The organism is Rhodovulum kholense (assembly GCF_003053725.1).
Lineage (GTDB): Bacteria > Pseudomonadota > Alphaproteobacteria > Rhodobacterales > Rhodobacteraceae > Rhodovulum > Rhodovulum kholense.
On the sequence record NZ_QAYC01000006.1, the window covers coordinates 180,946 to 207,332 of the forward strand.

The 26,387-nt window shown below is 67.6% G+C and carries 28 protein-coding genes and 1 pseudogene; 18 read left to right on the forward strand and 11 right to left on the reverse strand.

Annotation, left to right across the window (positions count from 1 at the left end; translation table 11 throughout):
• Positions 1–7: 7 nt before the first annotated feature.
• Entirely contained in the window at positions 8–613 is a 606-nt protein-coding gene (locus C8N38_RS10220; RefSeq protein ID WP_108026972.1) for a histidine phosphotransferase family protein, read from the reverse strand.
• Between the two features lie 35 nt (positions 614–648).
• On the opposite strand from C8N38_RS10220, the gene C8N38_RS10225 reads away from it, so the two are divergent.
• From C8N38_RS10225 to olsA, 3 genes are all read left to right on the forward strand, one after another.
• Positions 649–831, forward strand: a complete 183-nt coding sequence (locus C8N38_RS10225) for a DUF3553 domain-containing protein (RefSeq protein ID WP_108026974.1) — start codon at positions 649–651, stop codon at positions 829–831.
• Between the two features lie 166 nt (positions 832–997).
• The gene (gene olsB, locus C8N38_RS10230; protein WP_108026976.1) at positions 998–1,774 is read left to right on the forward strand and encodes an L-ornithine N(alpha)-acyltransferase; all 777 of its coding nucleotides are present in this window, start codon (positions 998–1,000) and stop codon (positions 1,772–1,774) included.
• A complete protein-coding gene (gene olsA, locus C8N38_RS10235; RefSeq protein WP_108026978.1) occupies positions 1,771–2,586 on the forward strand; it encodes a lyso-ornithine lipid O-acyltransferase in 816 nt (271 codons plus the stop codon). Before olsB ends, olsA begins: the two co-directional genes overlap by 4 nt.
• A 20-nt stretch (positions 2,587–2,606) precedes the next feature.
• On the opposite strand, the gene C8N38_RS10240 is transcribed toward olsA, so the two are convergent.
• Positions 2,607–3,227 carry a thiamine phosphate synthase gene (locus C8N38_RS10240; RefSeq protein ID WP_108026980.1) on the reverse strand — a complete coding sequence of 207 codons (621 nt, stop codon included), beginning with the start codon at positions 3,225–3,227 and terminating at the stop codon, positions 2,607–2,609.
• Positions 3,228–3,300: 73 nt separating this feature from the next.
• On the reverse strand, positions 3,301–3,630 hold the full coding sequence (locus C8N38_RS10245) for a TfoX/Sxy family protein (RefSeq protein ID WP_108027068.1): 330 nt from the start codon (positions 3,628–3,630) through the stop codon (positions 3,301–3,303).
• A gap of 70 nt (positions 3,631–3,700) precedes the next feature.
• Here C8N38_RS10245 and C8N38_RS10250 point away from each other — a divergent pair, with 70 nt between their 5' ends.
• From C8N38_RS10250 to C8N38_RS21525, 5 genes are all read left to right on the forward strand, one after another.
• Entirely contained in the window at positions 3,701–4,441 is a 741-nt protein-coding gene (locus C8N38_RS10250) for an RNA methyltransferase (protein ID WP_108026982.1), read from the forward strand.
• A gap of 55 nt (positions 4,442–4,496) precedes the next feature.
• Positions 4,497–5,642 (forward strand): COX15/CtaA family protein, encoded by a 1,146-nt coding sequence (locus tag C8N38_RS10255; RefSeq protein ID WP_108026985.1) that lies wholly within the window; start codon positions 4,497–4,499, stop codon positions 5,640–5,642.
• A 6-nt stretch (positions 5,643–5,648) separates the two neighbouring features.
• A complete protein-coding gene (locus tag C8N38_RS10260) occupies positions 5,649–7,127 on the forward strand; it encodes a carboxypeptidase M32 (protein WP_108026987.1) in 1,479 nt (492 codons plus the stop codon).
• A 55-nt stretch (positions 7,128–7,182) separates the two neighbouring features.
• Positions 7,183–7,440: a hypothetical protein gene (locus tag C8N38_RS10265; RefSeq protein WP_108026989.1), complete on the forward strand. Its 258-nt coding sequence runs from the start codon at positions 7,183–7,185 to the stop codon at positions 7,438–7,440.
• Between the two features lie 233 nt (positions 7,441–7,673).
• The gene (locus C8N38_RS21525; protein ID WP_170120313.1) at positions 7,674–7,832 is read left to right on the forward strand and encodes a hypothetical protein; all 159 of its coding nucleotides are present in this window, start codon (positions 7,674–7,676) and stop codon (positions 7,830–7,832) included.
• A 52-nt stretch (positions 7,833–7,884) separates the two neighbouring features.
• Here the strand turns inward: C8N38_RS21525 and C8N38_RS10270 are convergent, their stop codons facing one another.
• Entirely contained in the window at positions 7,885–8,673 is a 789-nt protein-coding gene (locus C8N38_RS10270; protein ID WP_108026991.1) for an enoyl-CoA hydratase, read from the reverse strand.
• A gap of 59 nt (positions 8,674–8,732) precedes the next feature.
• Between C8N38_RS10270 and C8N38_RS10275 the strand changes: the two genes are divergently transcribed.
• Positions 8,733–9,152, forward strand: a complete 420-nt coding sequence (locus tag C8N38_RS10275) for a PaaI family thioesterase (RefSeq protein WP_108026993.1) — start codon at positions 8,733–8,735, stop codon at positions 9,150–9,152.
• A gap of 6 nt (positions 9,153–9,158) precedes the next feature.
• Here C8N38_RS10275 and C8N38_RS10280 read toward each other — a convergent pair whose 3' ends face one another.
• The 3 genes from C8N38_RS10280 to C8N38_RS10285 all read right to left on the reverse strand — a co-directional run bounded on the left by C8N38_RS10280 (position 9,159) and on the right by C8N38_RS10285 (position 11,455).
• Complete coding sequence (locus C8N38_RS10280) at positions 9,159–9,797, reverse strand: DUF1638 domain-containing protein (protein ID WP_245895660.1); 639 nt, start codon at positions 9,795–9,797, stop codon at positions 9,159–9,161.
• Positions 9,794–9,955 carry a hypothetical protein gene (locus tag C8N38_RS21530; protein WP_170120314.1) on the reverse strand — a complete coding sequence of 54 codons (162 nt, stop codon included), beginning with the start codon at positions 9,953–9,955 and terminating at the stop codon, positions 9,794–9,796. The genes C8N38_RS10280 and C8N38_RS21530 overlap by 4 nt, the downstream gene beginning before the upstream one ends.
• 795 nt (positions 9,956–10,750) lie before the next feature.
• On the reverse strand, positions 10,751–11,455 hold the full coding sequence (locus tag C8N38_RS10285; RefSeq protein ID WP_108026997.1) for a corrinoid protein: 705 nt from the start codon (positions 11,453–11,455) through the stop codon (positions 10,751–10,753).
• 184 nt (positions 11,456–11,639) lie between these two features.
• Here C8N38_RS10285 and C8N38_RS10290 point away from each other — a divergent pair.
• A pseudogene (locus tag C8N38_RS10290) lies at positions 11,640–12,769 on the forward strand (PA0069 family radical SAM protein).
• A gap of 76 nt (positions 12,770–12,845) precedes the next feature.
• On the opposite strand, the gene bmt reads toward C8N38_RS10290, so the two are convergent.
• Together bmt and C8N38_RS10300 are read right to left on the reverse strand one after the other, a co-directional pair.
• The gene (gene bmt, locus C8N38_RS10295) at positions 12,846–13,859 is read right to left on the reverse strand and encodes a betaine--homocysteine S-methyltransferase (protein WP_108026999.1); all 1,014 of its coding nucleotides are present in this window, start codon (positions 13,857–13,859) and stop codon (positions 12,846–12,848) included.
• Positions 13,860–13,972: 113 nt separating this feature from the next.
• Positions 13,973–14,287 (reverse strand): DUF1476 domain-containing protein, encoded by a 315-nt coding sequence (locus C8N38_RS10300; RefSeq protein ID WP_075785628.1) that lies wholly within the window; start codon positions 14,285–14,287, stop codon positions 13,973–13,975.
• A gap of 254 nt (positions 14,288–14,541) precedes the next feature.
• On the opposite strand from C8N38_RS10300, the gene purC reads away from it, so the two are divergent.
• From purC to C8N38_RS10335, 7 genes are all read left to right on the forward strand, one after another.
• Positions 14,542–15,303: a phosphoribosylaminoimidazolesuccinocarboxamide synthase gene (gene purC, locus C8N38_RS10305; protein WP_108027001.1), complete on the forward strand. Its 762-nt coding sequence runs from the start codon at positions 14,542–14,544 to the stop codon at positions 15,301–15,303.
• Positions 15,304–15,501: 198 nt separating this feature from the next.
• Positions 15,502–15,741 (forward strand): phosphoribosylformylglycinamidine synthase subunit PurS, encoded by a 240-nt coding sequence (purS, locus tag C8N38_RS10310; RefSeq protein ID WP_108027003.1) that lies wholly within the window; start codon positions 15,502–15,504, stop codon positions 15,739–15,741.
• 3 nt (positions 15,742–15,744) lie between these two features.
• Complete coding sequence (locus C8N38_RS10315) at positions 15,745–16,788, forward strand: zinc-dependent alcohol dehydrogenase family protein (protein ID WP_108027005.1); 1,044 nt, start codon at positions 15,745–15,747, stop codon at positions 16,786–16,788.
• Between the two features lie 24 nt (positions 16,789–16,812).
• On the forward strand, positions 16,813–17,481 hold the full coding sequence (gene purQ, locus C8N38_RS10320) for a phosphoribosylformylglycinamidine synthase subunit PurQ (RefSeq protein WP_108027008.1): 669 nt from the start codon (positions 16,813–16,815) through the stop codon (positions 17,479–17,481).
• Between the two features lie 46 nt (positions 17,482–17,527).
• Positions 17,528–19,291 (forward strand): sensor histidine kinase, encoded by a 1,764-nt coding sequence (locus C8N38_RS10325; RefSeq protein ID WP_108027010.1) that lies wholly within the window; start codon positions 17,528–17,530, stop codon positions 19,289–19,291.
• 7 nt (positions 19,292–19,298) lie between these two features.
• Positions 19,299–20,633 carry a sigma-54-dependent transcriptional regulator gene (locus C8N38_RS10330; RefSeq protein WP_108027012.1) on the forward strand — a complete coding sequence of 445 codons (1,335 nt, stop codon included), beginning with the start codon at positions 19,299–19,301 and terminating at the stop codon, positions 20,631–20,633.
• Positions 20,634–21,050: 417 nt separating this feature from the next.
• The gene (locus tag C8N38_RS10335) at positions 21,051–23,993 is read left to right on the forward strand and encodes an Rne/Rng family ribonuclease (protein WP_108027014.1); all 2,943 of its coding nucleotides are present in this window, start codon (positions 21,051–21,053) and stop codon (positions 23,991–23,993) included.
• 61 nt (positions 23,994–24,054) lie between these two features.
• On the opposite strand, the gene C8N38_RS10340 is transcribed toward C8N38_RS10335, so the two are convergent.
• Positions 24,055–24,294: a sulfurtransferase TusA family protein gene (locus C8N38_RS10340; RefSeq protein WP_108027016.1), complete on the reverse strand. Its 240-nt coding sequence runs from the start codon at positions 24,292–24,294 to the stop codon at positions 24,055–24,057.
• A gap of 130 nt (positions 24,295–24,424) precedes the next feature.
• Here C8N38_RS10340 and C8N38_RS10345 point away from each other — a divergent pair, with 130 nt between their 5' ends.
• Positions 24,425–25,177 carry a cytochrome c biogenesis CcdA family protein gene (locus tag C8N38_RS10345; RefSeq protein WP_108027018.1) on the forward strand — a complete coding sequence of 251 codons (753 nt, stop codon included), beginning with the start codon at positions 24,425–24,427 and terminating at the stop codon, positions 25,175–25,177.
• Between the two features lie 624 nt (positions 25,178–25,801).
• Here C8N38_RS10345 and C8N38_RS10350 read toward each other — a convergent pair.
• Positions 25,802–26,086, reverse strand: coding sequence for a transposase (locus C8N38_RS10350; protein WP_108027020.1), 285 nt, complete (start codon positions 26,084–26,086; stop codon positions 25,802–25,804).
• Between the last annotated feature and the right edge of the window lie 301 nt (positions 26,087–26,387).

The following is a 26,387-nucleotide window of genomic DNA, read 5'->3' on the forward strand; positions in this document are numbered from 1 at the left end:
CCCTGCCTCAGAAGGCAAGCGTCAGGTGGGTTTCGTCATGATCGAAGGTCAGCCGCCGTCCTGCCTCGGCCAGCGCGATGGGCAGAAGCGCGAATTGCACCTCGGCGGGCCGAAGGTCTTCATGGCACAGTGCGCCTTCGGTCAGCGGAGTCCAGAGCCGCGGATCGAGGCTCATCCGCTCGGTCTCGGCCTGCATGGAAACGCGCCCCTCCGACCAGGACAGCGCGATGCGCCCGCCCCGGGGCAGGGCCGTTTCGGCGCAAAGCACCGCCAGCAGTGCGACCCTGGCCATGGCGCGGCTGAGCGCTGCGGGCGGTTCGGCGGTCACGTTATGGCGGCTGCCGCCGTAATAGTCGGCAAGGATCTCGCAGACTTCGCGCCCGGCAACCTCGGCCCCGTCGCCCGCCGCGCCGAAGGCCAGGCGGAACATGCGGATCCGGGCATTGGCGCGGGCCACGCTGTCCGAGATCAGCGCCAGTTCCTCGCTCGGGGCGTCGCCGGGTGCCTCGGCCGCAGCCATGGCCAGAAGCTCCATCCCGTTGCCGATCGCGCCGAGCGGGCTGATAAGATCGTGGCAGATCCGCGATCCCACAAGCGCTGTCAGATCAGTCATGGCAGCCTCCCGGTCCCGCGGAAAGGACAGAGCCGATGCACCCGATGAACGCGATCCTCGAACCCGGAATGCTGGTCCGCCACCCGGGACAGCCGGACTGGGGCCTTGGCCAGGTGCAATCGGTCATCGGGGCGCGGATCACGGTGAATTTCACCGAGGCCGGAAAAGTCGTCATCGACGGAACGCGGGTCGAGCTCATGCCTGTCTTCGAGTCCTGATATACATGTACGGCGCAAAGCTGCCCCATCATCGTTAATGGGACATTAACGCGGCCGGAACACCCGCGCTGCCGCGATCTGCCGGTTCGGCCGCGTCAGGCCGCGCGGTTGCACTTGCGCCGGTGCCGCCCTAGAAGCGGGCGTCAATGTGGTGTGGGGTCAAGAGATGCAGCCGCCCGAGGAGTTCTTTCAGCTTCGTCTGGCCCGAGGCGAGGCCGACCTGATGGCCGCTCAGCGCCTGCGCTACGAGGTTTTCGTGGCCGAACTGGGGGCGGACGGGCCGCTGGTGGACCATGAGGCGCGGCTGGAACGCGACGATCTGGACCCGCATTTCGACCATCTGATCCTGATCGACACAAGGCGCGATGCGGCGGCGCTTGACCATGTGGTGGGGGGCTACCGGCTGCTGACCTCGGACCGGGCGGCCGCCATCGGGCGGTTCTACAGCGAGGACGAATACGACCTGTCGGCGCTGAAGGCCTCGGGGCGGCGGCTGCTGGAGCTGGGCCGGTCCTGCGTGCATCCCGACTATCGCGGCGGCACCGCGCTGTATCACCTGTGGAACGGGCTGGCCGATTACGTGCTCGATCAGGGGATCGAGGTGCTGTTCGGGGTGGCAAGCTTTCACGGCACCGATGCCGCGGCGCTGGCCGAGCCGCTGTCCTACCTGCATCACCGCCATCTGGCGCCGCCCGATCTGCGGGTCCGGGTGCTGCCCGAGCATTTCCAGCGGATGGACCTGATGCCCGAGGCCGAAATCGACCGCAAGCGGGTGATGCTGGCGATGCCCGCGCTGATCAAGGCCTATCTGCGGCTTGGCGGTTTCGTGGGCGAGGGCGCCTTCATCGACCGGGCCTTCAACACCACCGATGTCTGCCTGTTGATGGACACCGCGAAGATGAACGAGAAAAGCCGGTCGCGCTACGGGCGGGGGCAGGGGTGAGCACCTGGCGTGGCGCGGCGCCGCCCGAGGCGCTCCCGATCGACGCGGCGGGCTGGCTGCGGGTCGTGCTGCGCGGGGGGGCGCTGATCGCGCTGCTCTGCCTCGGGATGGCGCTGAAGCTGACACTGCGGCTGGTGGAACGACCGCTTTTCGGGCTGAGGCGGCCGGTCACGCCCTGGATCACCCAGGCGGTCAGCCGCACCGCTCTGGTCATCCTCGGGATGCGGTACCGGCGGCGCGGCCGACCGATGCGCACGCCCGGCGCGCTGGTCGCGAACCATGCCTCCTGGCTTGACATCTTCGCGCTGAACGCGGGCGGGCGGGTCTATTTCGTCTCGAAGGCCGAGGTTGCGGATTGGCCCGGAATCGGCTGGCTGGCGCGGGCGGCCGGAACAGTTTTCATCGCGCGCGAAAAGCGCGAGGCGAAGGCCCAGGCCGATCTTTTCGAGACGCGGCTGAAGGCCGGGCACCGGCTGGTTTTCTTTCCCGAAGGCACCTCGACCGACGGGCGCCGGGTGTTGCCCTTCAAGTCGACGCTGTTCGCGGCCTTTTTCGGGGCCGACCTGCGCGACATTCTCTGGGTGCAGCCGGTGACGGTCGTCTACACCGCGCCCGAGGGCGAGGACCCGGCCTTCTATGGCTGGTGGGGCGACATGGGGTTCGGGCCGCATGCGCTGAAGCTTCTGGCGACGGCACGCCCCGGCGGGGTCGAGCTGGTCTATCACCCGCCTCTCCGGGTGGCGGAGGCCGCCAGCCGAAAGGCGCTGGCGCTGGCCTGCGAAACGGCGGTGCGGAGCGCCGCCGCAGGCTAGGCCGCGCCTCTGCCGGGGCCTCAGCCCATCGCCGCTATCAGTTTCCCGAGCGCGGCCGAGGCATCCTCTTCGCGCCAGATTTCCTCACCGATGGCGAAGAAATCGGTGATCGGGGTTAGCGCCGCGACCGTGGCGACATCGAGCGCGCCTTCGGCGACCACGGGAATCTCGATCATCTCGGACCACCAGGCGAACAGATCGGGCTCGGCCTGGCTGCCATCGCCAAGCCCGCTTTCGCCGACTGGCCCGAAGGCGACGTAATCGGCTCCGGCCTCGCCCGCGCCGATGCCGTCATGGCGCGAGGCACCGCAGAAGGCGCCGACGATCGGATCGGCCCCCAGAAGCGTGCGCACCTTGCGCAGATTGCGGCCGCCATCGGTCAGGTGCACGCCGTCCAGCCCCAGCCGCTCGACCAGGCCGACATGGGTGTCGATCACCAGCGGCACGTCGCGCGCATGGGCGATCTCGCGCAGGCTGTCGGCGGCGCGGGCCACCAGGTCTTCGTCTCGGCTGGCCATCGACAGGCGCAGGCAGGCAATCTCGTGGCTGTCCAGAACTCCGGCCAGGCGCGGGCCGAAACTATCGGGATCGAAGGCGGGCGGGGTGATCAGGTAGATTTGCGGGCGCTCGGGTTCGGCCATTTGCGGGCTCCTCTTATCCGTGGCGCCGCTATAGCCGGGTTTTTCCCGGTTGGCTACGGCCCGCCTGCCGGACCTATTTGGGCGGAAGGCTCCGGACGAAGGCCAGTGCCAGCGCCAGCATCTGCCCGCGCCGCGCCTCGTCGGCCACCAGATCGGCATCGACCGAGATGAACCCCGTCATCCGCCGCCCCGAGGGCGCGAAGGGCCGCGTGCCGGGCAGCGCCAGCGCCTCGGTCGCGCGGTCGGGGCCGACCCGGAAGAACCCCGCCTCGCCGAAGGCGCCGCAGACCATGTGGCCCTCCAGCAGAAAGCAGAGCCCGCCGAACATCCGGCGTTCGGTGACAAAGCCGGCCTCGTCCAGATCGGCCCGCAGCTCTTCGGCCAGTCCCTCGTCGAACGCCATGTGCCCCTCTGACTTGCCCTTTTGCCGGTCAAAGCGTATCACCCAGCCGTTTTTGAAGGAAGCGAGCCCCATGACAGCAGCCCAGCCCGTCTTCGTCCTCGTCCGCCCGCAGATGGGCGAGAATATCGGGGCGGCGGCGCGCGCGATGTGGAATTTCGGGCTGGACCGGATGCGTCTGGTCGATCCGCGCGACGGCTGGCCCAATCCGCGCGCGGTGGCGCTGGCCAGCGGCGCCGGGCGGCTTCTGGATCATGCCGGGATCTTTCCCTCGACCGCCGAGGCGGTCGCCGATTGCGACTATGTCTTCGCCACCACGGCCCGGCCGCGCGGTCTGACGAAACCCGTCGTCACCCCCGAACAGGCGATGACCGAGACCCGCGCCATGCTGGCCGAGGGGCGCCGGGTTGCGGTGCTGTTCGGGCCGGAACGGGCGGGGCTGGAAAACGACGACATCGCTCGGGCCAATGCCATCGTGAACGTGCCGGTGAACCCCGACTTCGCCTCTCTGAACCTTGGGCAATGCGTGCTTCTCAGCGCCTATGAATGGCGCCGCCAGACCGCCGAGATCCTGCCCGAGCGGCTGGAGATGGCGGGGGCCGAACCTGCCAGCCTTCTCGAGGTCGAAAAGCTCGCCGAACATTACGAAGAGCGCCTGTCCGAGGCGGGGTTCTTCTTCCCCGAACCCAAGGCGCCGGGGATGAAACTGGCGCTGCGCAACATGTGGAGCCGGATGCCGCTGACCCGGCCCGACGTGCAGATCCTGCACGGGATGCTGCGGCAATTGACGCGCGTCAGGGGCCGCGGCGAGTGACTTGCAGCGCCGCGCCCACCCGCCTAGTCTCGCGACGCAAGACGGAGGGGGGCCGATGAGCAAGACCCGCAGCAAGGCAAAGACCCGCAGCATCTTCGAAGAGGTCGGCACCGAGGCGCCGCTGGAACGCCCGGTCGTCCAGCCCGGCGCCATCGACCGCGCCGCCCGGCGCGGCGCGCGCGGGGCCGTGGCCTGGTGGCTGATATCGGTTTTCGTGCTGATCGCCGCCATGCTGATCGCGGCGGGCGTCGCGCGGCTGACCGGCCATCCGGCGACCCTGCCGGGGATCGGCCCGCTTTACGGCCAGCTGCCGCCGTTCGATCCGGCCGGATGGTCCTCCGCCTTTGACCGTTTCACGGCGGCAGGCGGTGCGACCGACCTTGCGGGCTTCCAGCGGCTTTACTGGTGGGACTGGGGCATCCGGCAGGCAGGGACGCTTGCGGCCCTGGTCTGGGCCCTGGGCTATCTGGGCTTTCTGGTCTTCGGCAAGCTCCCCAAGGGCTGGGCGCTGCGGCTGTTGCCGCTTGGCGGCACGATCCTCGGGATCGGCGCGGCCGACTGGGCGATGGGGTCCGCGGGGCTCTTGCCCGCGCCTTTCGACGCGGCTTCGCTGCGGCTGGCGGCGATGACAGGCTTCGGGTTCGCCGGGCTGGGGCTGGCCGCCTGGGGCGCGATGCTGCTGCGTCGCCCCGAGGCGCAGCTGATGCAGGCGCGGCGTGCCCGCGACGGACGCGCCTTCGGCATGGCGACCGGGGTCATGCATCTGGCCTTCCTGCAGATCCTGTTCGGAGCGATGCTGGGCGCGCTCGATCAGGGGCGCAGCTTTCCCGACTGGCCGCTGATGGCGGGTGGCCTCCTGCCGCCCGAGCCGCTGTCGCTGGAGCCGGTCTGGCGCAACATCTGGGACAATCCGGGCCTTGTGCAGTTCGTCCATCGCGGGCTTGGCTATCTGGTCGTGCTGCTGGGGCTTGCGGCCTGGCTGCGCGGCCGAAAAAGCCCCCATGCCCGCACCCGGCGCGCCTTCGACTGGCTGGGTGTGATGGTCTTCGGGCAAGGCGTTCTGGGTGTCGGGTCGGTGCTTTACGCGGGCCAGTGGCATATGGCGCTGACCCATCTGGTGGGCGCCGTCCTTCTGTGGGTTCTGGTGCTGCGCGCCCGGTTCATGGCGCAATATCCTCTTCAGCAATCCATCCGGGGGTGACGCGCAATGACCGCCTTTGACGATCTGATGGCCTTTCAGCACGAGACCGAGGCACTGTCGCAGGTCTCGATGCGGCTGGGCTGGGACCAGGAGACGATGATGCCGCGCGGTGCCGCGCACCAGCGCGCCGAAGAGATGGCGGCGCTGGAATCGGTGCTGCACCGCCGCCGGACCGACCCGCGTCTGGGCGACTGGCTGGGGGCCATCGACGACGACCTGCTCGACGAGACCGGCCGGGCGCAGATGCGCCATATCCGCCGCAGCTACACCCGCGCGACGCGCCTGCCCGAGACCTTGTCGGCCGAGATCGCCCGGGTCACGAGCCGCGCCCAGGGGATCTGGGCCGAGGCGCGCGCCGCCGACGATGTCGCGCATTTCCTGCCCACGCTGCGCGAGGTGGTGCGGCTGAAGCGCGAAGAGGCGGCGGCGCTGGCCATGGGCGGCGATCTTTACGACGCGCTTCTCGACGATTACGAGCCCGGCGCGACGGCGGGGGCGCTGGCCGCGATGTTCGACCGGATGCGCCCGCGTCTGGTGGGGCTTCGCGAACGGATCATGGGCTCGGGCCGGGCGCCCGCACCGCTTTCGGGCCATTTCCCCGAGGCCGGGCAAATGGCGCTCTCGCGCGAGGTCGCCACCCATTTCGGCTATGACTGGCGGCACGGGCGGCTCGATTTCTCGGTCCATCCCTTCACCTCGGGCTCGGGCACCGATGTCCGGATCACCACCCGGGTCGACGAGACCGAGCCGCTGGGCTCGCTTTATTCCACGCTGCACGAGACCGGACATGGCGCCTATGAACAGGGGATCGACCCGGCCTATGGGCTGACGCCCTTGGGGGCCGGCGTCTCGATGGGGGTGCATGAAAGCCAGAGCCGGATCTTCGAGAACCAGCTTGGCCGCAGTCGCGCCTTCTGCTCCTGGCTTTTCGGGCGGATGGCCGAGGTCTTCGGCACGGCGGGCGCGGCCGAGGCCGACGCCTTCTATGCCGCGGTGAACCGGGTTCATTCGGGTCATATCCGCACCGAGTCGGACGAGGTGCATTACAACCTGCACATCATGCTGCGCTTCGATCTGGAGCGCGACCTGATCGCCGGGCGGCTCGAGGTCGAGGATCTGGAAGAGGCCTGGAACACCCGCTTCGAGGCTGATTTCGGGGTCGCGGTCGACCGGCCGCGCAACGGGCTTTTGCAGGATGTGCACTGGTCGGTGGGGCTCTTCGGCTATTTCCCGACCTATACGCTGGGCAATGTCTATGCGGGCTGTCTGTACCAGGCGCTCCGCGCTGCGGTGCCCACGCTCGACGCCGATCTGGCGCGGGGCCATGCCGAACCTGCGACCACCTGGCTGAGATCCGAGGTGCAGCGGTCCGGCGGGCTTTACGAACCGGCCGAGACGATCCGCCGGGCCTGCGGGTTCGCGCCGACCGAGGCACCGCTTCTCGACTATCTCGACGCAAAGTTCGGCGAGATCTACGGGCTTTGAGGGCCCGCCCCCCCCAGGCTGGCCCCGGGGGGGCGGCGCTGCTAGAAAGGGTGGCATGACCTGGCATGACCGGCTCTGGCAGACGATCTGGACCCCCGCCCGCCGGGTGGCCTTCGCCATTGTCGCTCGTCTGTGGTGGCGCCGCCCGCCCGACGAGATTGCCGCGCGGCTCGCGGCGCGGCCGCTGAGCGAGCAGGTCCTGATCGTGGCGGCGGTGCTTGCGGGGCTCTTTCTGACAAGCCTGATCTTCGCCCATGCCGGCAGTCTCGGATTTCTGGTCTTCCTGCTGCTGGTGATCCTGCTGATCCGCTAGGCCAGCCCCGCCCTTCGGGCCCGACTGCGCCCGGATGTGGTGCTCACATTCGTTTGAATGTGGCGAGAGCGCGCCTTTTTTCCGCCTTCTTTCAAAGGCTTGCCCTGCGTCTTTCGTCGCGCACCGGCCGCATGCCGTTGGATTTCAAGATTTTTCGGGCGGGGTGGTGATCCGATGCCGGAGGCGCCGCGTATCCCTTGTACATTGCAACCTGCACAGAGAGGACACGACCAATGGATATCGATGCGATCAACGCCGTTCTGGGTCTTGGCACCCTCGGCTTCGTGCTTGCCTTCGCCTATATCAACCTTCGCCAGACCGAAGAGCAGCTGAAAGCCTCGCGCGAGCGCCGCGAGAAACGAGCCGCTGCCCGCGCCGTGCCGGCGGAATGACGCGATGAGGATCAGGGCCGGGCGGACATCGCCCGGCCCCGATCATGAGACCTCAGGCCTGCCAGGCGGGAGGCCGTTTTTCCAGGAAGGCGCCGATCCCTTCCTCTGTTTCCGACAGCATCATGTTCTCGACCATTGCGGCGCCCGCCATGGCATAAGCCGCGTCGATGCCCTGTTCCAGCTGGTCGTAGAAAAGCCCCTTTCCCACCCTGAGCGCGGGGGACAGCTTGCCCGCCAGCGTCTCGGCCAGCCGCCAGGCCGCATCGTCCAGCATGTCCGCCGGAACCGCACGGTTGATCAGCCCCAGCGCCTCGGCCCGGCCGGTCTCGATGAACTGGCCGGTGGTCAGCATCTCGAAGGCGTGCTTGCGGGGGATGGTGCGGGTCAGCGCGACCATCGGCGTCGAACAGAATAGGCCGATATTGACCCCGTTCACCCCAAAGCGCGTACCCTCGGCCGCGACTGCCAGATCGCAAGAGGCAACCAGCTGGCAGCCCGCCGCGGTGGCTATGCCATGGGGCGCCGCAATCACCGGCTGAGGCAGGCGCATGAGCCCCGTCATCACCCGTGCGCAGCGCGCGAAGAGATCGGCGAAATAGGCCTTGCCGCCATCGAGCGCCTTGCGCCCGGCCTGCATCTCTTTCAGGTCGTGACCCGCGCAGAACGCCTTGCCCGCGCCCTTCAGGATCACCACGCGCGTGTCGCGGTCCTCGGCCAGCGCGTCGATCTGGTCCTGCAGCGCGGCCAGCATCGCGTCGGACAGCGCGTTCAGCCGCTCGGGCGCGTTCATCGTCAGGATGGCCACGCCCCGGGTGTCGTCACGTAACAGGATCTCGGTCATCTTGTGTCTCCTCCCTCAGGCGGCGAAGACTAGGGCGGAACGGGAGGAGGGGGAAGCCCATGCAGCCAGTGATGGACGTGGCGGCGCTGACCGCCTTTCTGCGGAGCGCGTTTCCGCAGGTCGGCGAGGAGTTCGTCGTCGAGGAGGTCGCGCCGATGCGGGTGCGGGTACGGCTGGCGGTGACCGACCGGCACTTGCGGCCGGGCGGCACGGTGTCGGGGCCGTCGATGTTCGCGCTGGCCGATGTGGGGATCTATCTGGCCGTGCTGGCGATGATCGGGCCGAAGGCGCTGGCGGTCACCACCAATTGTTCCATCGACTTCATGCGCAAGCCCGCCGCCGGGCGCGACCTGATCTGCGAGGCGCGGCTTTTGAAGCTGGGCCGGGTGCTGGCGGTGGGCGATGCGATGATCCGCTCGGACGGCATGGACGAGATCGTGGCCCGGGCCAGCCTGACCTATTCGATCCCGCCGAAATAGCCCGGCTCAGCCGCGCCCGGCCAGGAAGGCCGCCAGATCGCCATAACCCGTGGGCCGCCGCTCGTAGGCAAGCCCGAGGCGCGCGGCGCAGGCCGCTGCCTGCCGGTCGAGCGCGGCATCCTCGGTCTGGGCCAGATAGACGAGGCTTCGGTAGTTACCGAAGTAAAGCGGCGCCAGTTCGGGGTGGCGATCAAGCCCGAGCGGGCGCCAGACGAAGGCGTCGAACTGCCGGGTCAGGAAATCGGTGAGATAGAAGGCGTCGATTTCCTCGCTTGCGCGGGCGGCGAAAGCGGCCTGGCCTTCGAAGAAGGCATAGCAATGCGGGCCCTCCATCATCTCGACCCCAAGCTCGGCACAGGTGCGGGCCAGACCGCCGCCGGTGCCGCAATCGGCATAGGCGACAAGGATCGTGGGATAGGCGTCGCGGTGCCGCTCGACCAGCGTGCGGAGCCCGGGGGCGATGCGGTCGGGGTGGTTGTGCCAGATCGCTGGCAGGCAGGTCAGGTCCAGATGGTCCCAGCCATTCAGCCGCTTCAACGCCAGGATCTCGTGGGCGAGCGCGCCGCAGCCGATCACCAGAACCCGTCCCGTGCCGTCGGGCGGCAGGCCGGTCTCGGTCAGGCTGCGGTCGTCGGGCGCGCTCACCGCCGCCTCTGCAGCAGGCGCAATCCCACCGCGGCGACCAGCGCCAGTGGCAGCAGCCATGCGACCCCGCTGGCAGGCAGAAGCGCGGCCAGCCACACGGTCAGACCGGCGGCGCCAATCACGGCAGTCAGAAGCAGGGCAAGACGACGGACAGGCATGGCGTCTCCTTTCTTAACCGATGTGGGCCGAAGCCGATGGCCCGGCAAGGGTCGTTCGGGAACTTCGCGTCAAAGAGTTGGAATAATTAGAAAAAGCTACGCGGTGCTGGCTTTTTGCCGGGTCCTGTGTTACGCTGCGGCATACGCAAACGATCCTTTCGGCCGAGCGGTGAGGCCGCAGCAGGTTTTTTGTTTTCGGTACCGGAGTGTCAGTCAGAGGGTCTGCGTAGGGAAAGCGATCGACGCCGGGCGCGGCGTGGATCGGGGGCGTCGGCTTGATATTTCGCACTCGCAGGCCCCGAGACCAGAGAGATGACCGGCGCGGACAGAACCGGCGTCGAAGACAGGGGCCTTCAGGGCGCTGGCCTCTAGGACACCGATCCTGAAAACGCAGCGCCATGCCCAGCGGGGCGTGGAGCGATAGGCTTGTTGGACACCGAGAGGACAGGCAGCGGCCGGCCTGGGGGAGGATCGGCCGCTGCGGCGATTGCCGGCACGGGGGCGCTCCAGGCGTTTCCGGGGGGTAGGCGCACCGGCTTTCGCGCGGCGGGCGGGTTTGGGAGAACCCGCCCGTTCGTTTCGACAACCTTGTTCGGATCGCACACCCTGCTGAAACGGCACGGCCAGTTCGACGGCCGCCGAGCGACGCAATCGCCCGGTGACGATGGCGTCGCCCGGCGGTCGTACATCCCCTGCCTAGGGGGCTGGCGAGCCCGGTCCGGGGTCTGGACGGTCTCGGCGTCGTCCGGGCCCTGGCCATCTGGACCGAAGGGCTGCGTGTCTCGACTGCGCGGCTCAGCCCGCCGCGGCGCTGTTGTGCTTGCGGGCGACGAAGGTCTTTGCGGTCTCGACCGCCACGGCCGCATCGCGGCAATAGGCGTCGGCGCCGATGGCGCGGCCGAATTCCTCGTTCAGGGGGGCCCCGCCCACCAACACGATATAGTCGTCGCGGATGCCCTTTTCGGCCATCGTGTCGATGACGATCTTCATGTAGGGCATGGTCGTGGTCAGCAGCGCCGACATGCCCAGAATGTCGGGCTGTTCGGTTTCGAGCGCGACGAGGTAGCGGTCGACATCGGTGTTGATGCCCAGATCGACCACCTCGAACCCGGCGCCTTCCATCATCATCGCGACAAGGTTCTTGCCGATGTCGTGGATGTCGCCCTTGACCGTGCCGATCACCATCTTGCCCATGCGCGGCGCGCCGGTTTCCGCCAGAAGCGGCTTGAGCAGCGACATTCCGCCCTTCATGGCATTGGCGGCCAGCAGCACCTCGGGCACGAAGAGGATGCCGTCGCGGAAGTCGTGGCCGACGACGGTCATGCCCGAGACCAACGCCTCGGTCAGCACCCGGTAAGGCGCCCAGCCGCGCGACAACAGGATTTCGACCCCCTCGACGACCTCGTCCCGGAGCCCGTCGTAAAGGTCGTCCTGCATCTGCGGGACCAGTTCGTCATCCGGCAGCTCCGCCAGGACGATGTCGTCGTCTTCCTCGGCCATCTCATGCTCCCAATGGGGCCCGGCGCCCTGCCGGACCCTCTTGTCCCTTCATCGGGAGTTTGCACCCGCAAGGCTTACCGAATTGCGACCAGCCGCCTTCCCGATGCGACCTTGCCCCAAAAATGCACCCGCCGGGAGGGGCGGGATCGTTGCAAATGTTCGCATTATGTTCCAGTCTCGGTGCATGACGCGCGCGCGGACCTTCCCGGCCGGTTCAGGCCCCTTGCCAGCCCCTGCGCCCGGGCGCACTCCGGGGCAGGGGCCGACGCCCGGGCGCGGGGCGGGCGGCAATCCCGCGAACCGGTTCGACCGGCTGGCGGTCACGCCCGAGGATGACGGCTGGGACCCGGGCGAGGCGCCGCCGCCGCTGCGGACCGAAACACGGATCGAGCGGCCGCGTTCGGCGATCACCCGCAACAGCTCGCCCGATGTGCCCTTCGACCGGTCGGTGAATCCCTATCGCGGCTGTGAACATGGCTGATCTACTGCTTTGCCCGGCCCAGCCATGCCTGGCTGGGGCTGTCGCCCGGGCTCGATTTCGAATCCCGGCTGATCGCCAGGCCAGAGGCGCCAAGGGTCCTGGCCGAAGAGCTGTCGCGCCGGGGCTACCGGCCCGCGACGCTGGCCATTGGCACCAATACCGACCCTTATCAGCCCATCGAGCGCAGCTATCGCGTGATGCGCGGGCTGCTGGAGGTTCTGCGCGATTTCCGCCATCCGGTGGCAGTGGTGACCAAGGGCGCGCTGATCGAGCGCGATCTCGATCTTCTGGCCGAACTGGCCGAGCTTGATCTGGTGCGGGTCGGCATTTCGGTGACGACGCTCGACCGGGACCTGTCGCGACGTCTGGAGCCGCGCGCGCCCGCGCCCGAGCGGCGGTTGCAGACCATCGAACGGCTGGCCGCGGCGGGGGTGCCGGTGCGGGTGATGGTGGCGCCGGTGATCCCGGCGCTGACCGATCCAGAACTCGAGGCGATTCTGGCGCGGGCGCGGGCGGCCGGGGCAGGGGCTGCCAGCTGGATCATGCTGCGCCTGCCGCGCGAGGTCGGTCCTCTCTTTTCCGACTGGCTGGCCCGGCACTATCCAGACCGGGCGGGGCGGGTGCTGGCGCGGCTGCGCGAAATGCACGGGGGCGAGATCTACAGCCCCGACTGGGGCCGCCGGATGCGGGGCGAGGGGCCCTATGCCGAGATCGTCGCCCAGCGGTTCCGGCTGACCGTGGCCCGGCTGGGGCTGGCAACCGCGCAGCCCGAGCTTTCGACCGCACTCTTCCGGGTGCCGCCGCGGGCGGGAGATCAGCTGTCCCTGTTCTGATCGCGGAAGGAATTCCCGTCGCAACCGTCTGGAGGCGCATGGGGGCCGGGCATTGCGGCAATGCCCGGGGTTTGTCTCAGCTGCGGCGACGTCGGCGCGGGGCGCGGGCCGGGCCTTCGCCGTCGCCGGTGCCGTCCGATGCCGACGAGAACCCGCCCAGCCGGTCGGTGATCTCGTCAAGGCTGGGGCGCGGGCCGCGCGGGCGGGTTTCGAGCGCTGCACGCATCGCCTGCAGATGTTCGGGCGTTGTGCCGCAGCAACCGCCGATGATGGTGGCGCCGCAATCGCGGGCAAGCACGGCGTAATCGGCCATCAACTCGGGCGTGCCGTCGTAATGGATATGGCCGTCGACATATTTCGGGATGCCCGCATTGCCCTTGGCGATGATCGGCCATTCGGTTCCGGCGGCGGCAAAGCCCAGCACCGTGCGCAAAAGGTCCGAGGCGCCGACGCCGCAATTGGCGCCGAAGGCGAGCGGCTTGTAGGGCAGTTTCTCGACCAGCTCGGCCAGCCCCGCCGACGTCATGCCCATCATGGTGCGCCCGGCAGTGTCGAAGCTCATCGTGCCGCACCAGGGCATGTCGGCAAGCTTCGCGGCTTCGGCGGCAGCGCGGTATTCGTCGGGGGCGCTGATCGTTTCGACCCAAAGCAGGTCGACGCCGCCCTCCTTCAGTCCTTCGGCCTGTTCGTGGAAGATCTCTACCGCGCGCGCATAGGACAGCGGTCCCATCGGCTCCATGATCTCGCCGGTCGGCCCGACCGAGCCCGCAACGACCACCGGCCGGCCCGCGGCATCGGCCACCTCGCGCGCCAGCGCGCCCGCCAGGCGGTTCAGCTCGCCCACCCGGTCCTGGGCCTCGTGCAGACGCAGCCGCGAGGCATTGCCGCCAAAGCTGTTGGTCAGGAAGATGTCCGACCCGGCCTCGACCGAGCCCCGGTAAAGCGCGCGGATCTTGTCGGGCTCGTCGGCATTCCAGAACTCGGGGGCCTCGCCCGAGCTCAGCCCCATGTTGAACAAGGTGGTCCCCGTCGCGCCATCGGCCATCAGCCAGTCGCGCTCTGCGAGCAAACGGGAAAGGGCGTCGGTCATACTGAGGAGTCCTCTTGCATTTGAAACCGCCCGGCTGGGCTGTCAGCCCGCCCGGGACCGGCGGCGGATCGAGAGTCCGGGGCGCGCGCCTGCCGGGGCAGGCGCCTCCGGGCTCAGGATTCGCTCATGATCTGTTCCTTGGCCAGGACCATCAGCTCGGCCATCTTGGCGCGCAGCGTGGGTTCGTCGACCCGGCTGCCGAGATCGGACGACACCTTGCGGTAAACGTCTTCGTCGCCCGCCTCTTCGAAATCGGCTTTCACGACCTGCTTGGCGTAATCGAGCGACGCTTCCTCGCTCAGACCCATCAGTTCGGCGGCCCACAGACCCAGCAGCTTGTTGCGCCGCGCCTCGGCCTTGAACTGAAGTTCGGAATCGTGAGCGAACTTGTTTTCGAAAGCGAGCTCGCGGTCGTCGAACGTGGTCATCTCTTTTCCCCCCGTCGTGGAATTCCTGCGGTGCATGCCATTTAAGGGAACTTCCCCCGTCTGCCTAGAGACACGTTGGCAGGGGCGCGGCCGGACGGCAAGACCGCGCGGCGCCTTCGGCGGGCGGCAACCGCAAGGCGGTAGGCTGCCGGGACCGCGCAGCCGCCTTGCGGCAGGGCGCGGCTTGGACTACAAGCGCGTCAAATCGCGCGGGCGCACCTCTGCCACCCGCGCCAATCGCATTCGGAGTTTCCATGGCACGTCGGAAGAAGATCTACGAAGGCAAGGCGAAGATTCTCTACGAAGGACCCGAGCCGGGGACGCTGGTGCAGTATTTCAAGGACGATGCGACCGCCTTCAACGCCCAGAAGCATGACGTGATCGAGGGCAAGGGGGTGCTGAACAACCGCCTGTCCGAATTCTTCATGTCCGGGCTGAACGCGATCGGGGTGCCGACGCACTTCATCAAGCGCATCAATATGCGCGAACAACTGATCCGCCAGGTCGAGATCATTCCGCTGGAAGTGGTCGTGCGCAACATCGCCGCTGGGTCGATGTCCAAGCGGCTCGGGATCGAGGAAGGTACCCAGCTGCCGCGCCCGATCATCGAGTTCTACTACAAGGACGACGGGCTGGGCGATCCGCTGGTCACCGAGGAACATATCATCGCCTTCGGCTGGGCCGGTCAGCAGGATCTCGATGACATCGTGGCGCTGGCGCTGCGGGTCAACGACTTCCTGTCGGGGATCATGGTCGCGGTCGGCATCAAGCTGGTCGATTTCAAGATCGAGATCGGCCGGATCTGGGAAGGCGACTTCATGCGCCTGGTGGTCGCCGACGAAATCAGCCCCGACAGCTGTCGGCTCTGGGACGTCAAGACCGGCCAGCATCTCGACAAGGACGTGTTCCGCCGCGATCTGGGCTCGCTGACCGATGCCTATACCGAGGTGGCCAAGCGTCTGGGGGTGCTGCCCACCAATGTCTCGCATCCCAGCAAGCCGACCCTGATCAATTGAAAGGGTAAGCGTGTTCGGCTTGTGTCATCACAGGGTTCCACCGAACATGATCCCAGACGCAGCGTGCGGGGCGCGCGGCCCCGGCGCGATTGACGGCGGGCCGCGCGCCCGCCGCGACAGACGGCCACCAAAGACCGCGCCCGGTGACTGCGCCGGGCGCCGGGACAGCACCAGGACAATACAAGGAAGGACGACCCGATGAAGGCCCGCGTTCATGTCATGCTGAAGGACGGCGTGCTCGACCCGCAGGGCGAGGCGGTGCGCCACGCCCTGGGAACGCTCGGTTTCGAGGGCGTCGGCGGGGTCCGGCAGGGCAAGGTGATCGACCTCGATCTGGACGCGACCGACAAGGCCGCGGCCGAGGCGCGGGTGCGCGAGATGTGCGAGAAGCTGCTCGCGAACACGGTGATCGAACGCTACGACATCGAGATTGTCTGAGCGATGCGGGCCGCGGTCCTCACCGGCTGGCGCAAGCCGCTGGAGGTCTCGAAGGTCGACGACCCGGACTGCCCCAAGGACGGGGTGGTCCTGAAGGTCCTGGCCTGCGGCATCTGCCGGTCGGACTGGCATTCCTGGACGGGCGCCGACCCGGACGTGTCGCTGCCGCTGATCCCGGGCCACGAATATTGCGGCGTGGTCGAAGAGGTCGGGCCCGGGGTGACCCGCTGGCAGGTCGGCGACCGGGTCATCGCGCCCTTCATCCTGGCCTGCGGCCATTGCGCCGACTGCGCCTCGGGGCATCAGACGATCTGCGCCCATCAGGTGCTGCCGGGCTTCACCCAGGCCGGCGCCTTCGCCGAACTGATCGCGGTGCCCTTCGCCGATACCAACCTGACGCCGCTCCCTGAAACCATGGAGCCGGCGCTGGCTGCTGCGCTCGGCTGCCGGGTGACGACCGCCTGGCAGGCGCTGACCGGGCGCGCCGCGCTGCGGCCGGGCGAATGGCTGGCGATCTTCGGCGGCGGCGGGGTCGGGATCTCGGCGCTGATGCTGGGCCGGGCGCTGGGCGCGCGGGTCGCGGTCGTCGATGTGGTGCCCGACAAGCTGAACTATGCGGTCGCGCTGGGCGCCGATGCGGCGATCGACGCGCGCGCCGGGGACGCGGCCGAGGCGGTGCGCGAGATCACCGGCGGCGGCGCCCATGTGGCGATCGAGGCGCTGGGCATTCCCGAGACCACCATCGGCGCCATGAAATCGCTGCGCAAGCTGGGGCGGATGGTTCAGGTCGGCATGCCCACGGGCAAGAACACCACCATGGCGCTGCCGATGGATGCGGTCTATTCCGGCCAGCTGGCCGTTTACGGAACCCGCGGCATGGCGGCCTGGAAGTATCCCTCGCTGCTGTCGCTGATCGACGGCGGGCATGTGGACCTGACGCCGCTGATCGGCCGCCGCGTGAAACTGACCGAGGCCAGTGGCGAACTGGCCGCTTTCGATGCCCCCGCACCGCCCGGCGTTGCCGTGATCACCAATTTTCTCGCCTGAGAAGCGCCACAGAGGAACCCGCCCATGAAAGCCGCCGTTCTCGTCTTCCCCGGGTCGAACTGCGACCGCGACCTTGCCATGGCCTTCCGCAACGCGGGCGCCGAGGTCACCATGGTCTGGCACAAGGACAGCGCGCTGCCCGAGGGTGTCGACGTGGTGGGCATCCCGGGCGGGTTTTCTTTTGGCGACTATCTGCGCTGCGGTGCCATCGCGGCGCGCTCGCCCATCACCCGCGCGGTGATCGAGCATACCGCCCGCGGCGGCTATGCGCTGGGGGTCTGCAACGGCTTTCAGGTGCTGACCGAAACCGGCGTTCTGCCGGGCGCGCTGATGCGCAATGCCGGGCTCAAGTTCGTCTGCCGGTCGGTGCCGCTGACGGTCGAGACCGCCGACAGCGCCTTCACCGACGGCTATTCCAAGGGCCAGCGCATCGCGATTCCGGTCGCGCATCACGACGGCAACTATGTGGCCGATGCCGATCTGGTGGAACGTCTGAGGGCCGAGGACCGCATCGCCTTCACCTATGCCGAACCGATCAACGGCGCGACCGCCGACATCGCCGGGATCCTGTCGGAAAACCGCAGGGTGCTGGGCCTGATGCCGCATCCCGAACGGGCGGCGGAACCCGCGCATGGCAATACCGACGGGGCGGCGCTTTTCCGCTCGCTTCTGGGCGCACTCGTCCCGGCGTGACCCCGCGCCGCTTGAGCGTTCCTTCGCGCAAGCGTAATTTGCGGGCATGTCCGGTCCCACGCGCAGCCCCTATCGGTCCGCATATCCCCTGCGGGGGGTCTGGATCGTGCGCGTTGCGGTCTGCCTCCTCATCCTGATCGCGGTCGCGACGGTCTGGACCACAAATACCTGGCTGACGGACCGTTTCACCGAAAGCACGCGCAGCCGGGCGCAGGTGCGGATGGCGCTCTATTCCGGCAACGTCGTCAGCGAGTTGCAGCGCGCCTCGGTGGTGCCGCTGCTGCTGTCGCGCGACCCCACGTTGATTCGCGCGCTGGAGAATGTCGACTTCTCGCAAAGCTCGCAGTTGCTGATTTCCTATGTCGACGAAATCGGCGCCGCCTCGCTGCAGCTTCTGGATGATACCGGCCGTGTGGTGGCGGCGACCGACCGCTCGACCATCGGCACCAATCTGCGGTCGGCCCCGTTCTATGTCGAGGCGCTGAGGTCGAACGATACCGTCTTCATCACCTCGCGCGCCGAAGCGGGGAATTTCACCTTCACCTATTCGCGCGCCATCACGGTCGACCGCAAGAAGGCGGGGGTGATCGTGGTGGGCGTCGATCTGGCGAAGTTCGAACAAAGCTGGGCGGGCATTTCGGACGCGGTGATCGTGACCGACAGCGAGGGCCAGATCATCCTCGCCACCGAACCGCGCTGGCGCGGGCGGCTGGTCAATGAGGCGCTCGACGCGCGCTCGGCGCCCTCGGCCGTGGCGCGTGCCATCCAGGCGACCGCCGACTGGGGCGCGCTGCCGCCCGATGCCTATGTGATGGGCGAGGCGGTGATGCGCAACGAGGCGCGGATACCCTTCCGCGGCTGGCGCATCATCTCGTTCACGCCCTATGTCTCGATCCGCGACAAGGTGAATGCCGTGCTTGCGCTCGAGATCATGGGCTTCGCCATGCTGCTGGCGCTGTCCTTCTACCTGCTGTCGCGCCGGGCGCAGATGAAGTCGCTGGGCTATCAGCGCGAGACGGTCGAGCTGCGCGAGCTGAACGCGCGCCTTCAGCGCGAGATCGCCGAACGCGAGCGCGCCGAGAAGAACCTCGAAGTGGCCGAGCAGACCCTGGAGCAAAGCTCGAAGCTGGCTGCGCTGGGCGAGATGTCGGCCGCAATCAGCCACGAGCTGAACCAGCCGCTCGCTGCCATGAAGACCTATCTGGCGGGCGCACGCCTGCTGTTGCAGCGCAAGCGCCCCGACGAGGCGCTGTCCTCGTTCCAGCGGATCGACGACCTGATCGAGCGGATGGGCGCGATCACCCGCCAGCTGAAAAGCTATGCCCGGAAGGGCGGCGACGCGTTCGAGCCGCTGGACATGCGGTCCTGCGTCTCTGGCGCGCTGTCGATGATGGAGCCGCAGCTCAAGCGGCGGAAGGTGACGATCACCCGGTCGCTGCCGCGCGAGCCGGTGATGGTGATGGCCGACCGCATCCGGCTGGAACAGGTGATCATCAACCTGTTGCGCAACGCGCTTGACGCGACCCGCGAAAGCCCGGTGCCGCAGATCGACCTTATCCTGTCGTCGGGCGAAACCGCGACGCTGACCGTGCGCGACAACGGTCACGGGATCGAGGACATCGACAAGCTGTTCGAACCCTTCTACACCACCAAGCAGCCCGGGGACGGCGTCGGGCTCGGGCTTGCCATCTCGTCGGGGATCGTCGCCGACCTTGGCGGCCGCCTGACAGCCCGCAATGCGCGCGAAGAGGGGGCTGTCTTCGAAGTGCAGCTTCCCATATTGAACCAGGACAAAGAAGCCGCGGAGTGAGCAGCACATGCCTCAGGCCATGAAGATCGCCATCGTCGATGACGAACAGGACATGCGTCAGTCGATCAGCCAATGGCTGGCCCTGAGCGGATTCGAGACCGCCACCTACGCCCGGGCGGAGGATGCGCTGAAAGAGATCGGGCCCGACTATCCGGGCGTCGTCGTGACCGACATCAAGATGCCGGGCATGGACGGGATCACCTTTCTGAAGCGGTTGATGAGCCAGGATTCCTCGCTGCCCGTCATCATGATCACCGGCCATGGCGATGTGCCCATGGCGGTCGAGGCGATGCGGATCGGTGCCTTCGACTTCATGGAAAAGCCGTTCAACCCCGACCGCATGACCGAACTGGCCAAGCGGGCCAGCCAGACCCGGCGGCTGGCGCTCGACAACCGTGCCCTGCGGCGCGAACTGGGCGACGGCACAGTTCTGGTCAAGAAGCTGATCGGGTCCTCGGCGGTGATGGAGCGGCTGCGCGAGGACATTCTCGACCTGGGGCAGGCCGATGGCCATGTGCTGATCGACGGCGAAACCGGCACCGGCAAGACGCTTGTTGCCCATGCCTTGCATGCGGTGGGGCCGCGCGCCGGGCGCAAGTTCGTCCAGATCGCCTGTGCCGCCTTCGATCCCGAGGCGCTGACCGCGCGGCTTTTCGGGCCGATCGAGGACGGCTCGACCACGCTTCCGGCGGTCGAGGAGGCTCGCGGCGGAACGCTGTGCCTTGAGGATATCGACGCGCTGTCTCCGACGCTGCAGGCCCGTCTGCTGACCTTCATCAACGAACAGGGCAGCCCGGCCGAAACCCGGATCATTGCCGTCTCGAACCTGCAGGAGCAGGACAAGACCGTCGAGGACATGCTGCGGCCGGATCTTTTCTACCGGCTTGCCGCGATGAAGATCACCCTGCCGCCGCTGCGCAATCGGGGTGAGGATATCCTGACGCTTTTCAACCGGCTGAGCGACCAGTTCGCCGAGGAATACGGCTGCGACGCGCCCGAGGTGACCGCGCAGGAGGCCGCCCAGCTGATGCAGGCGCCCTGGCCGGGCAATGTGCGCCAGCTGATCAACATCGCCGAACGCGCGGTGCTGCAGAACCGGCGCGGTTCGGGCACCATCGCAAGCCTTCTGATGGCCGATAACGAGGCCAGCCAGCCGGTGATGACGACGGAAGGCAAGCCGCTGAAAGAATATGTTGAGGCTTTCGAGCGCATGCTGATCGACAACACGATGCGGCGGCACAAGGGCTCGATTGCGGCGGTGATGGAAGAGCTTTGCCTTCCGCGGCGTACCTTGAACGAGAAGATGGCCAAGTATGGCCTCAGTCGGTCGGACTATCTTTGACCCGCAACTGCGGCGTGTGGAAAAAGGCATTGTCTTTGACCGTCTCCACCCGCTAATGTCAACTGACGGAGGACCGTGCCGCCTGTCGGCCGCTCCGGAAGATTTTGAGTTTCGCTGTTTTTTCGCGCGGCGCAGGGCCCAGAGGCCCGTTGCCCGCAAGGAACAGATCGATCTGGCCGGTTTCGGCCAACCGCATTCCGGCGCGGAAATGACGCCGGGACAACCGAATGGATGCCGCTTGACGCGGCATCGGAGACGAACCGCGATGGAGCGTGCAGAGATGACGAGGCAGGGACGCAGACGGCTTGACGCCGCCGCCCGCGCCTCGCATGCACGCCTTGACGCCCCAACAAGACACCCACCAGGCCGTTCTGCCCCGCCGGGGCCGAGCGACCTGCCGTGGTGCAAAGAGATCCAATGGCAAAGAAGATGCTCATCGACGCCACCCACGCGGAAGAAACCCGCGTTGTCGTGGTGGACGGAAACAAGGTTGACGAGTTCGATTTCGAGTCGGTCAACAAGCGCCAGCTCGCTGGCAATATCTATCTAGCGAAAGTCACCCGGGTCGAGCCGTCGCTCCAGGCGGCCTTCGTCGATTACGGCGGAAACCGTCACGGCTTCCTGGCCTTCTCGGAAATCCATCCCGACTATTACCAGATCCCGGTCGCCGACCGCGAGGCCCTGCTGGCCGAGGAACGCGCGCTGGCCGAGGACCTCGATGATGAAGATGGCGAGGGCGACAAGCCCAAGCGTCGCGGCCGGTCGCGCCGCAAGCCGCGCTCGGGCAGTGGGGCGTCGGGCCCCGCTGTTGCCTCCGGCGATCAGGCCGATGAGGGCGCGTTCGACACCGAAGACGGGGACGAGGATCCCGCAGACGAGATCGAGGAACTCTCCGCGTCCGCCGAGCATGCGGACGACGACAGCGCGTCCGCACCCGACGCCGAAGAGGCCGAGGCGCCTTCCGATGCGGATTCCGACGACGACGCGGACAACCCTGAGACGGATGCCGCCGAAGCGGCGGACGGCGACGAGGGGGAGGACGACGATACCCCGCCCACCGTCATGGCGATGACGGCCCATAGCGACGATCCGGTCGAGACCCGCGAGCCGGGCGCCGGCATTCCCGGCATGGACGTGGTCGATCTGGGCGAGGACGACGAAACCGCGGGCGATCTGGCCGACGAACCGTCTTCGGAAAGCGCCTCCGAGGGCCGCAAGTCCTCGTCGCGCCGCCGCCGTCGCGGATCGCGCAAGAAGACCGACGAGGCTGAGGATGAGGCGCCCGCCGTGCCCGCCGCCGAGGCGGACGATGAGGGTCCCGAAGAGGTGCATCACGACGACCAGATCGAGTCGGTCGCCGAAGAAGACGTCACCGAAGAGATCCGTCCGCGCAAGCCGCGCGCCCGGCGCTACAAGATCCAGGAAGTGATCAAGGTCCGGCAGATCATGCTGGTCCAGGTCGTCAAGGAAGAGCGCGGCAACAAGGGCGCGGCGCTGACCACCTACCTGTCGCTGGCTGGCCGCTACTGTGTGCTGATGCCGAACACGGCGCGGGGCGGCGGGATCAGCCGCAAGATCACCAACGCCGTCGACCGCAAGAAGCTGAAGGAAATCGCCTCGGAGCTGGACGTTCCGGAAGGCGCGGGCCTGATCATCCGGACTGCGGGCGCCAAGCGCACCAAGTCCGAGGTCAAGCGCGACTACGAATACCTGCAGCGGCTCTGGGAACAGATCCGGGAACTGACGCTGAAATCCATCGCGCCCGCGCCGATCTACGAGGAAGGCGACCTGATCAAGCGTTCGATCCGCGACCTCTATAGCCGCGAGATCGACGAGGTTCTGGTGGAAGGCGAGGGCGGCTATCGTCTGGCCAAGGACTTCATGAAGATGATCATGCCGTCCCACGCCAAGAACGTGAAGCACTACACCGACCCCATGCCGCTTTTCGCGCGCTATCAGGTCGAAAGCTATCTGTCGTCGATGTTCAACCCGGTGGTGCAGCTGCGGTCTGGCGGCTACATCGTGATCGGCGTGACCGAGGCGCTGGTCGCCATCGACGTCAACTCGGGCCGGGCCACCAAGGAAGGCTCGATCGAGGAGACCGCGCTCAAGACCAACCTCGAGGCCGCCGAGGAAGTGGCCCGCCAGCTGCGCCTGCGCGACCTCGCGGGGCTGATCGTCATCGACTTCATCGACATGGAAGAGCGCAAGAACAACGCGTCCGTCGAGAAGCGCCTGAAGGACAAGCTGAAAACTGACCGTGCGCGGATTCAGGTGGGCCGCATCTCTGGCTTCGGCCTTCTCGAGATGTCGCGCCAGCGTCTGCGCCCCGGCATGATCGAGGCCACGACGCAGCCCTGTCCGCATTGCCACGGTACCGGGCTGATCCGGTCTGACGACAACCTGGCGCTCAGCATCCTGCGCCAGATCGAGGAAGAGGGCGTGCGCGGCCGGTCGCGCGAGGTGTTGCTGAAGGCACCGATTGGCATCGTCAACTTCCTGATGAACCAGAAACGCGAGCATGTCGCGCAGATCGAGGCCCGCTACGGCTTGTCGGTGCGGATCGAGGCCGATCCCTTCCTGATCTCGCCCGACTTCTCCATCGAACGGTTCAAGACCGCGACCCGGTCGGTGCCCGAGGCGGTGACGCCGGTCGTGTCGCTGGACATGAGCGACATGCCCGACCCGGTCGAGGAGGAGGAAGAGGACGAGGCGCCGGTCGTCGAGACCGCCGCCCAGCCCGAGGCCGACGAAAAGGGTGACGACAAGCCCGGCAAGAAGCGCCGCCGCCGCCGCCGCCGCAAGAAACCCTCGCAAGGCGGGGACGACCAGAGCTTCGAGGCCGGTTCGGCCGAGGACGATGCCGAGGGCGAGGATGACGGCGACGCCGGGGATCAGGCCGAAGCCAAACCGCGCGAGGCCGGCGACAGCGGGGACGAGGCCGCTCGGGCCGAGGAGAAAGCCGACGACAAGCTCCGCCGGACCCGGCGGAGCCGGTCGCGCGGCCGCAAGTCCGACCGGACCGAGAACGAAACCGACGGGGTGACGGAGGCTGCGGCCGAGGCTGTCGAGCCGTCGGCGGAGGACCTGCCCGCACCGGCGCCCGAAGCTGCACCCGAACCGTCGGCCGATCCCGAACCGGCTGTCGAAACGGCCCTGGCGGAGGCGGAGCAGAGCCCCGAGGCCACCACCGGGACCACCACCGGGATCGCGGATGCGCCCGAGCCGGTGGAGCCCGCAGACCCCGTGGCCGAAGCCCCTTCGGAGGCGCAGCCCGAGCCTGAAACGCAGGCTGAAGAGCCTCAAGCCGACGAGTCCGACGCGCCCAAGCGGCGCGGCTGGTGGTCGCTCGGTCGCTGACCGGCGGCACCGGGAAGACCTACAGGCACGGTCAAGGCCCGGCGCCCTTCGGGGGCCGGGCCTAACCTTTCCGGATCAGGTAAAGCGTGGCGCCCGCCGAGTCCTGGTCGTCGTCCTCGGCCGCGATCAGCGCGTGCCCGGCCTCGCGGCAGAAATGCGGAATGTCGATCACCGCGACCGGGTCGTCCGCCCGGAGCCGCAGAAGGCCCCCGGGCGCGAGACCGGCCAGGGCCTTGCGCGCCCGCAACACCGGAAGTGGGCATTTCAGTCCCCGCACGTCGATTTCGATCTCTTCCGCCATGGCGCCGCGCTTAGGCCCGATGCGCCCACATGTCCACGGCTTTGTGAGACCGTCGCCCGTGACGAATGAACCGGCTTCGGCTAGGACCGAAGCGAGGTCAAGAGACCGGGGACCGGGCGACGGAGGGGCAATGTTCGGAATCGAGCTGATCGACGCGGGGCTTCTGCCCGCCATGCTGGTGGCGCTGGCGGCGGGCCTGCTGAGCTTTCTCAGCCCCTGCGTGCTGCCAATCGTGCCGCCCTACCTGGCCTATATGGGCGGGATCACGATGGGCGAACTGACCGCGGCCGGGGCGGCACGGCGGCGTGCGACGGTAGCCGCGCTCTTTTTCGTGCTGGGGCTTTCGACCGTGTTCCTGCTGCTGGGGTTCACCGCCTCGGCCTTCGGGGCATTCTTCCTGCAGAACCAGACGCTTTTCGCCCGGGTATCGGGCGCGGTGGTGATCGTCTTCGGTCTGCATTTCCTGCATGTCTTCCGGATTCCGCTGCTGGACCGCGAGATGCGGGTCGATGCGGGCGATCGCGGCGGCTCGGCTCTTGGGGCCTATCTGCTGGGACTGGCCTTTGCTTTCGGATGGACTCCCTGCATCGGGCCGCAACTTGGCGCGATCCTGTCGCTCGCGGCCTCCGAGGCCAGCGTCTCGCGCGGGACCGTTCTGCTTGCGGTCTATGCGGCGGGGCTTGGCATTCCCTTCCTGCTGGCAGCGCTTTTCATTCAGCGGGCGATGGGGCTGATGAACCGCCTCAAGCGCCACATGGCCCTGATCGAACGCGCCATGGGCGTGTTGCTGATTGCGGTCGGGCTGGCCCTGTTGACCGGCGCGTTCAGCGCGTTCAGCTACTGGTTGCTGGAGACCTTCCCCTCGCTTGCACGCCTCGGCTGACACCGCTCCGAATTCTGCGCGACCCTGTCGAGCGCTGACCCGGGCTTCCGATGGCGCCGCCAGGCAAGTGGGAGACGGGGGAAGGATAGGGTGGTTTGTCGTGCGTGAAAGGTACCCGTCCATGGAGATCGGTTTCGCGGCAAGTCGCGACAAGGGATGCGATTTTTCCGATGTTTACCACCGAGCTGTGTTCTCCGGCGAGAAGCCAATGTTTGAGGGGCAGTTTATAAAGGTCGGACAGTCTGGCCCCGTCATTCGCAGGGACCTGTGCGGAGCTGCGGGCGGCAATCGGTTCGCCACCAGAACTCGGGGTAAGCGTCGTGGCGGGATCATGGGGGCTCAGGTGGAGGGCCCTGAATTGCACGGCAGACGTGCGTCGGCTCGCTGTTGCGGATGCGCTGCGTCAATCGCCTCGTCGGGTGCTCAGAAGTGCAGGTGCGGCAGGCATAGTGGGGCCGCATGGTGCCAATGAACCGCAGCCGCACGGGAGGATGGTGTCGAGCCCTTCCGTCCGGTTCTTGCCAATCTTGCGCATGCGTCCGCAGTCAAAGGCATTGTCGCGATCAGGATGCACACTCGGTCGGACCGGATCATGCCAATAGCCGCAGCACGGCGGCGATCCGCTCATCCGCAGCGTCGGGCTCGAGCCGCACGGTCTCCCACGCCGACGGCGATCTCGATGCCGCCGCCCCAACCCGTGGCAGCCGCAGGTTCCGGCGGCGCCACCATCAGCGGCACGAACTCCACGGCATCGCCCGGCGCGGGACACACGGGCTTTCCTGCGCGCGCCATTTGCCGCCAGGCTGAATTATGGCTTGCCGGAAGCCCGTGCCGCGCGGCCAGGTCGTTCACGGTCGCGTCCGGACGCAATGTGTCGGCCACAATCTTCACCTTCAGGTCATCGGGCACTTCCGGTTCCGCCGCTGGCTCTCGCGCTGGTTCGTGAGAACCTCAAAATGCGCTTTCATTGAGAAAGTCACTCTCTGCGCTTCGCAGGAAATGAGATCTCCGAACTGCCCTCTCATAAACAGGTGGGGCGGGAACACCGCACTCAACTCAGGCGTGACCCCGAGCGATCTCCGGTTCCCGGTTGCGGCATGCGCGTGCGGGCCGCCAGCGCGGTCGGTGGTCGGTGGTCGGTGTATCGGGATGACCCTCCTTGTCCGCCGGAGCCAGATCGCTGTCACGCTGAGGGGATGACAATTGCGGG

Excerpts from the sequence above, each read along its gene's own strand:
- C8N38_RS10220 (WP_108026972.1), bottom strand. The coding sequence starts at position 613 with ATGACTGATCTGACAGCGCTTGTGGGATCGCGGATCTGCCACGATCTT.
- C8N38_RS10225 (WP_108026974.1), top strand. The coding sequence starts at position 649 with ATGCACCCGATGAACGCGATCCTCGAACCCGGAATGCTGGTCCGCCAC.
- olsB (WP_108026976.1), top strand. The coding sequence starts at position 998 with ATGCAGCCGCCCGAGGAGTTCTTTCAGCTTCGTCTGGCCCGAGGCGAG.
- C8N38_RS10240 (WP_108026980.1), bottom strand. The coding sequence starts at position 3,227 with ATGGCCGAACCCGAGCGCCCGCAAATCTACCTGATCACCCCGCCCGCC.
- C8N38_RS10245 (WP_108027068.1), bottom strand. The coding sequence starts at position 3,630 with ATGGCGTTCGACGAGGGACTGGCCGAAGAGCTGCGGGCCGATCTGGAC.
- C8N38_RS10250 (WP_108026982.1), top strand. The coding sequence starts at position 3,701 with ATGACAGCAGCCCAGCCCGTCTTCGTCCTCGTCCGCCCGCAGATGGGC.
- C8N38_RS10255 (WP_108026985.1), top strand. The coding sequence starts at position 4,497 with ATGAGCAAGACCCGCAGCAAGGCAAAGACCCGCAGCATCTTCGAAGAG.
- C8N38_RS10260 (WP_108026987.1), top strand. The coding sequence starts at position 5,649 with ATGACCGCCTTTGACGATCTGATGGCCTTTCAGCACGAGACCGAGGCA.
- C8N38_RS10265 (WP_108026989.1), top strand. The coding sequence starts at position 7,183 with ATGACCTGGCATGACCGGCTCTGGCAGACGATCTGGACCCCCGCCCGC.
- C8N38_RS21525 (WP_170120313.1), top strand. The coding sequence starts at position 7,674 with ATGGATATCGATGCGATCAACGCCGTTCTGGGTCTTGGCACCCTCGGC.
- C8N38_RS10270 (WP_108026991.1), bottom strand. The coding sequence starts at position 8,673 with ATGACCGAGATCCTGTTACGTGACGACACCCGGGGCGTGGCCATCCTG.
- C8N38_RS10275 (WP_108026993.1), top strand. The coding sequence starts at position 8,733 with ATGCAGCCAGTGATGGACGTGGCGGCGCTGACCGCCTTTCTGCGGAGC.
- C8N38_RS21530 (WP_170120314.1), bottom strand. The coding sequence starts at position 9,955 with ATGCCTGTCCGTCGTCTTGCCCTGCTTCTGACTGCCGTGATTGGCGCC.
- C8N38_RS10285 (WP_108026997.1), bottom strand. The coding sequence starts at position 11,455 with ATGGCCGAGGAAGACGACGACATCGTCCTGGCGGAGCTGCCGGATGAC.
- bmt (WP_108026999.1), bottom strand. The coding sequence starts at position 13,859 with ATGACCGACGCCCTTTCCCGTTTGCTCGCAGAGCGCGACTGGCTGATG.
- C8N38_RS10300 (WP_075785628.1), bottom strand. The coding sequence starts at position 14,287 with ATGACCACGTTCGACGACCGCGAGCTCGCTTTCGAAAACAAGTTCGCT.
- purC (WP_108027001.1), top strand. The coding sequence starts at position 14,542 with ATGGCACGTCGGAAGAAGATCTACGAAGGCAAGGCGAAGATTCTCTAC.
- purS (WP_108027003.1), top strand. The coding sequence starts at position 15,502 with ATGAAGGCCCGCGTTCATGTCATGCTGAAGGACGGCGTGCTCGACCCG.
- C8N38_RS10315 (WP_108027005.1), top strand. The coding sequence starts at position 15,745 with ATGCGGGCCGCGGTCCTCACCGGCTGGCGCAAGCCGCTGGAGGTCTCG.
- purQ (WP_108027008.1), top strand. The coding sequence starts at position 16,813 with ATGAAAGCCGCCGTTCTCGTCTTCCCCGGGTCGAACTGCGACCGCGAC.
- C8N38_RS10325 (WP_108027010.1), top strand. The coding sequence starts at position 17,528 with ATGTCCGGTCCCACGCGCAGCCCCTATCGGTCCGCATATCCCCTGCGG.
- C8N38_RS10330 (WP_108027012.1), top strand. The coding sequence starts at position 19,299 with ATGCCTCAGGCCATGAAGATCGCCATCGTCGATGACGAACAGGACATG.
- C8N38_RS10335 (WP_108027014.1), top strand. The coding sequence starts at position 21,051 with ATGGCAAAGAAGATGCTCATCGACGCCACCCACGCGGAAGAAACCCGC.
- C8N38_RS10340 (WP_108027016.1), bottom strand. The coding sequence starts at position 24,294 with ATGGCGGAAGAGATCGAAATCGACGTGCGGGGACTGAAATGCCCACTT.
- C8N38_RS10345 (WP_108027018.1), top strand. The coding sequence starts at position 24,425 with ATGTTCGGAATCGAGCTGATCGACGCGGGGCTTCTGCCCGCCATGCTG.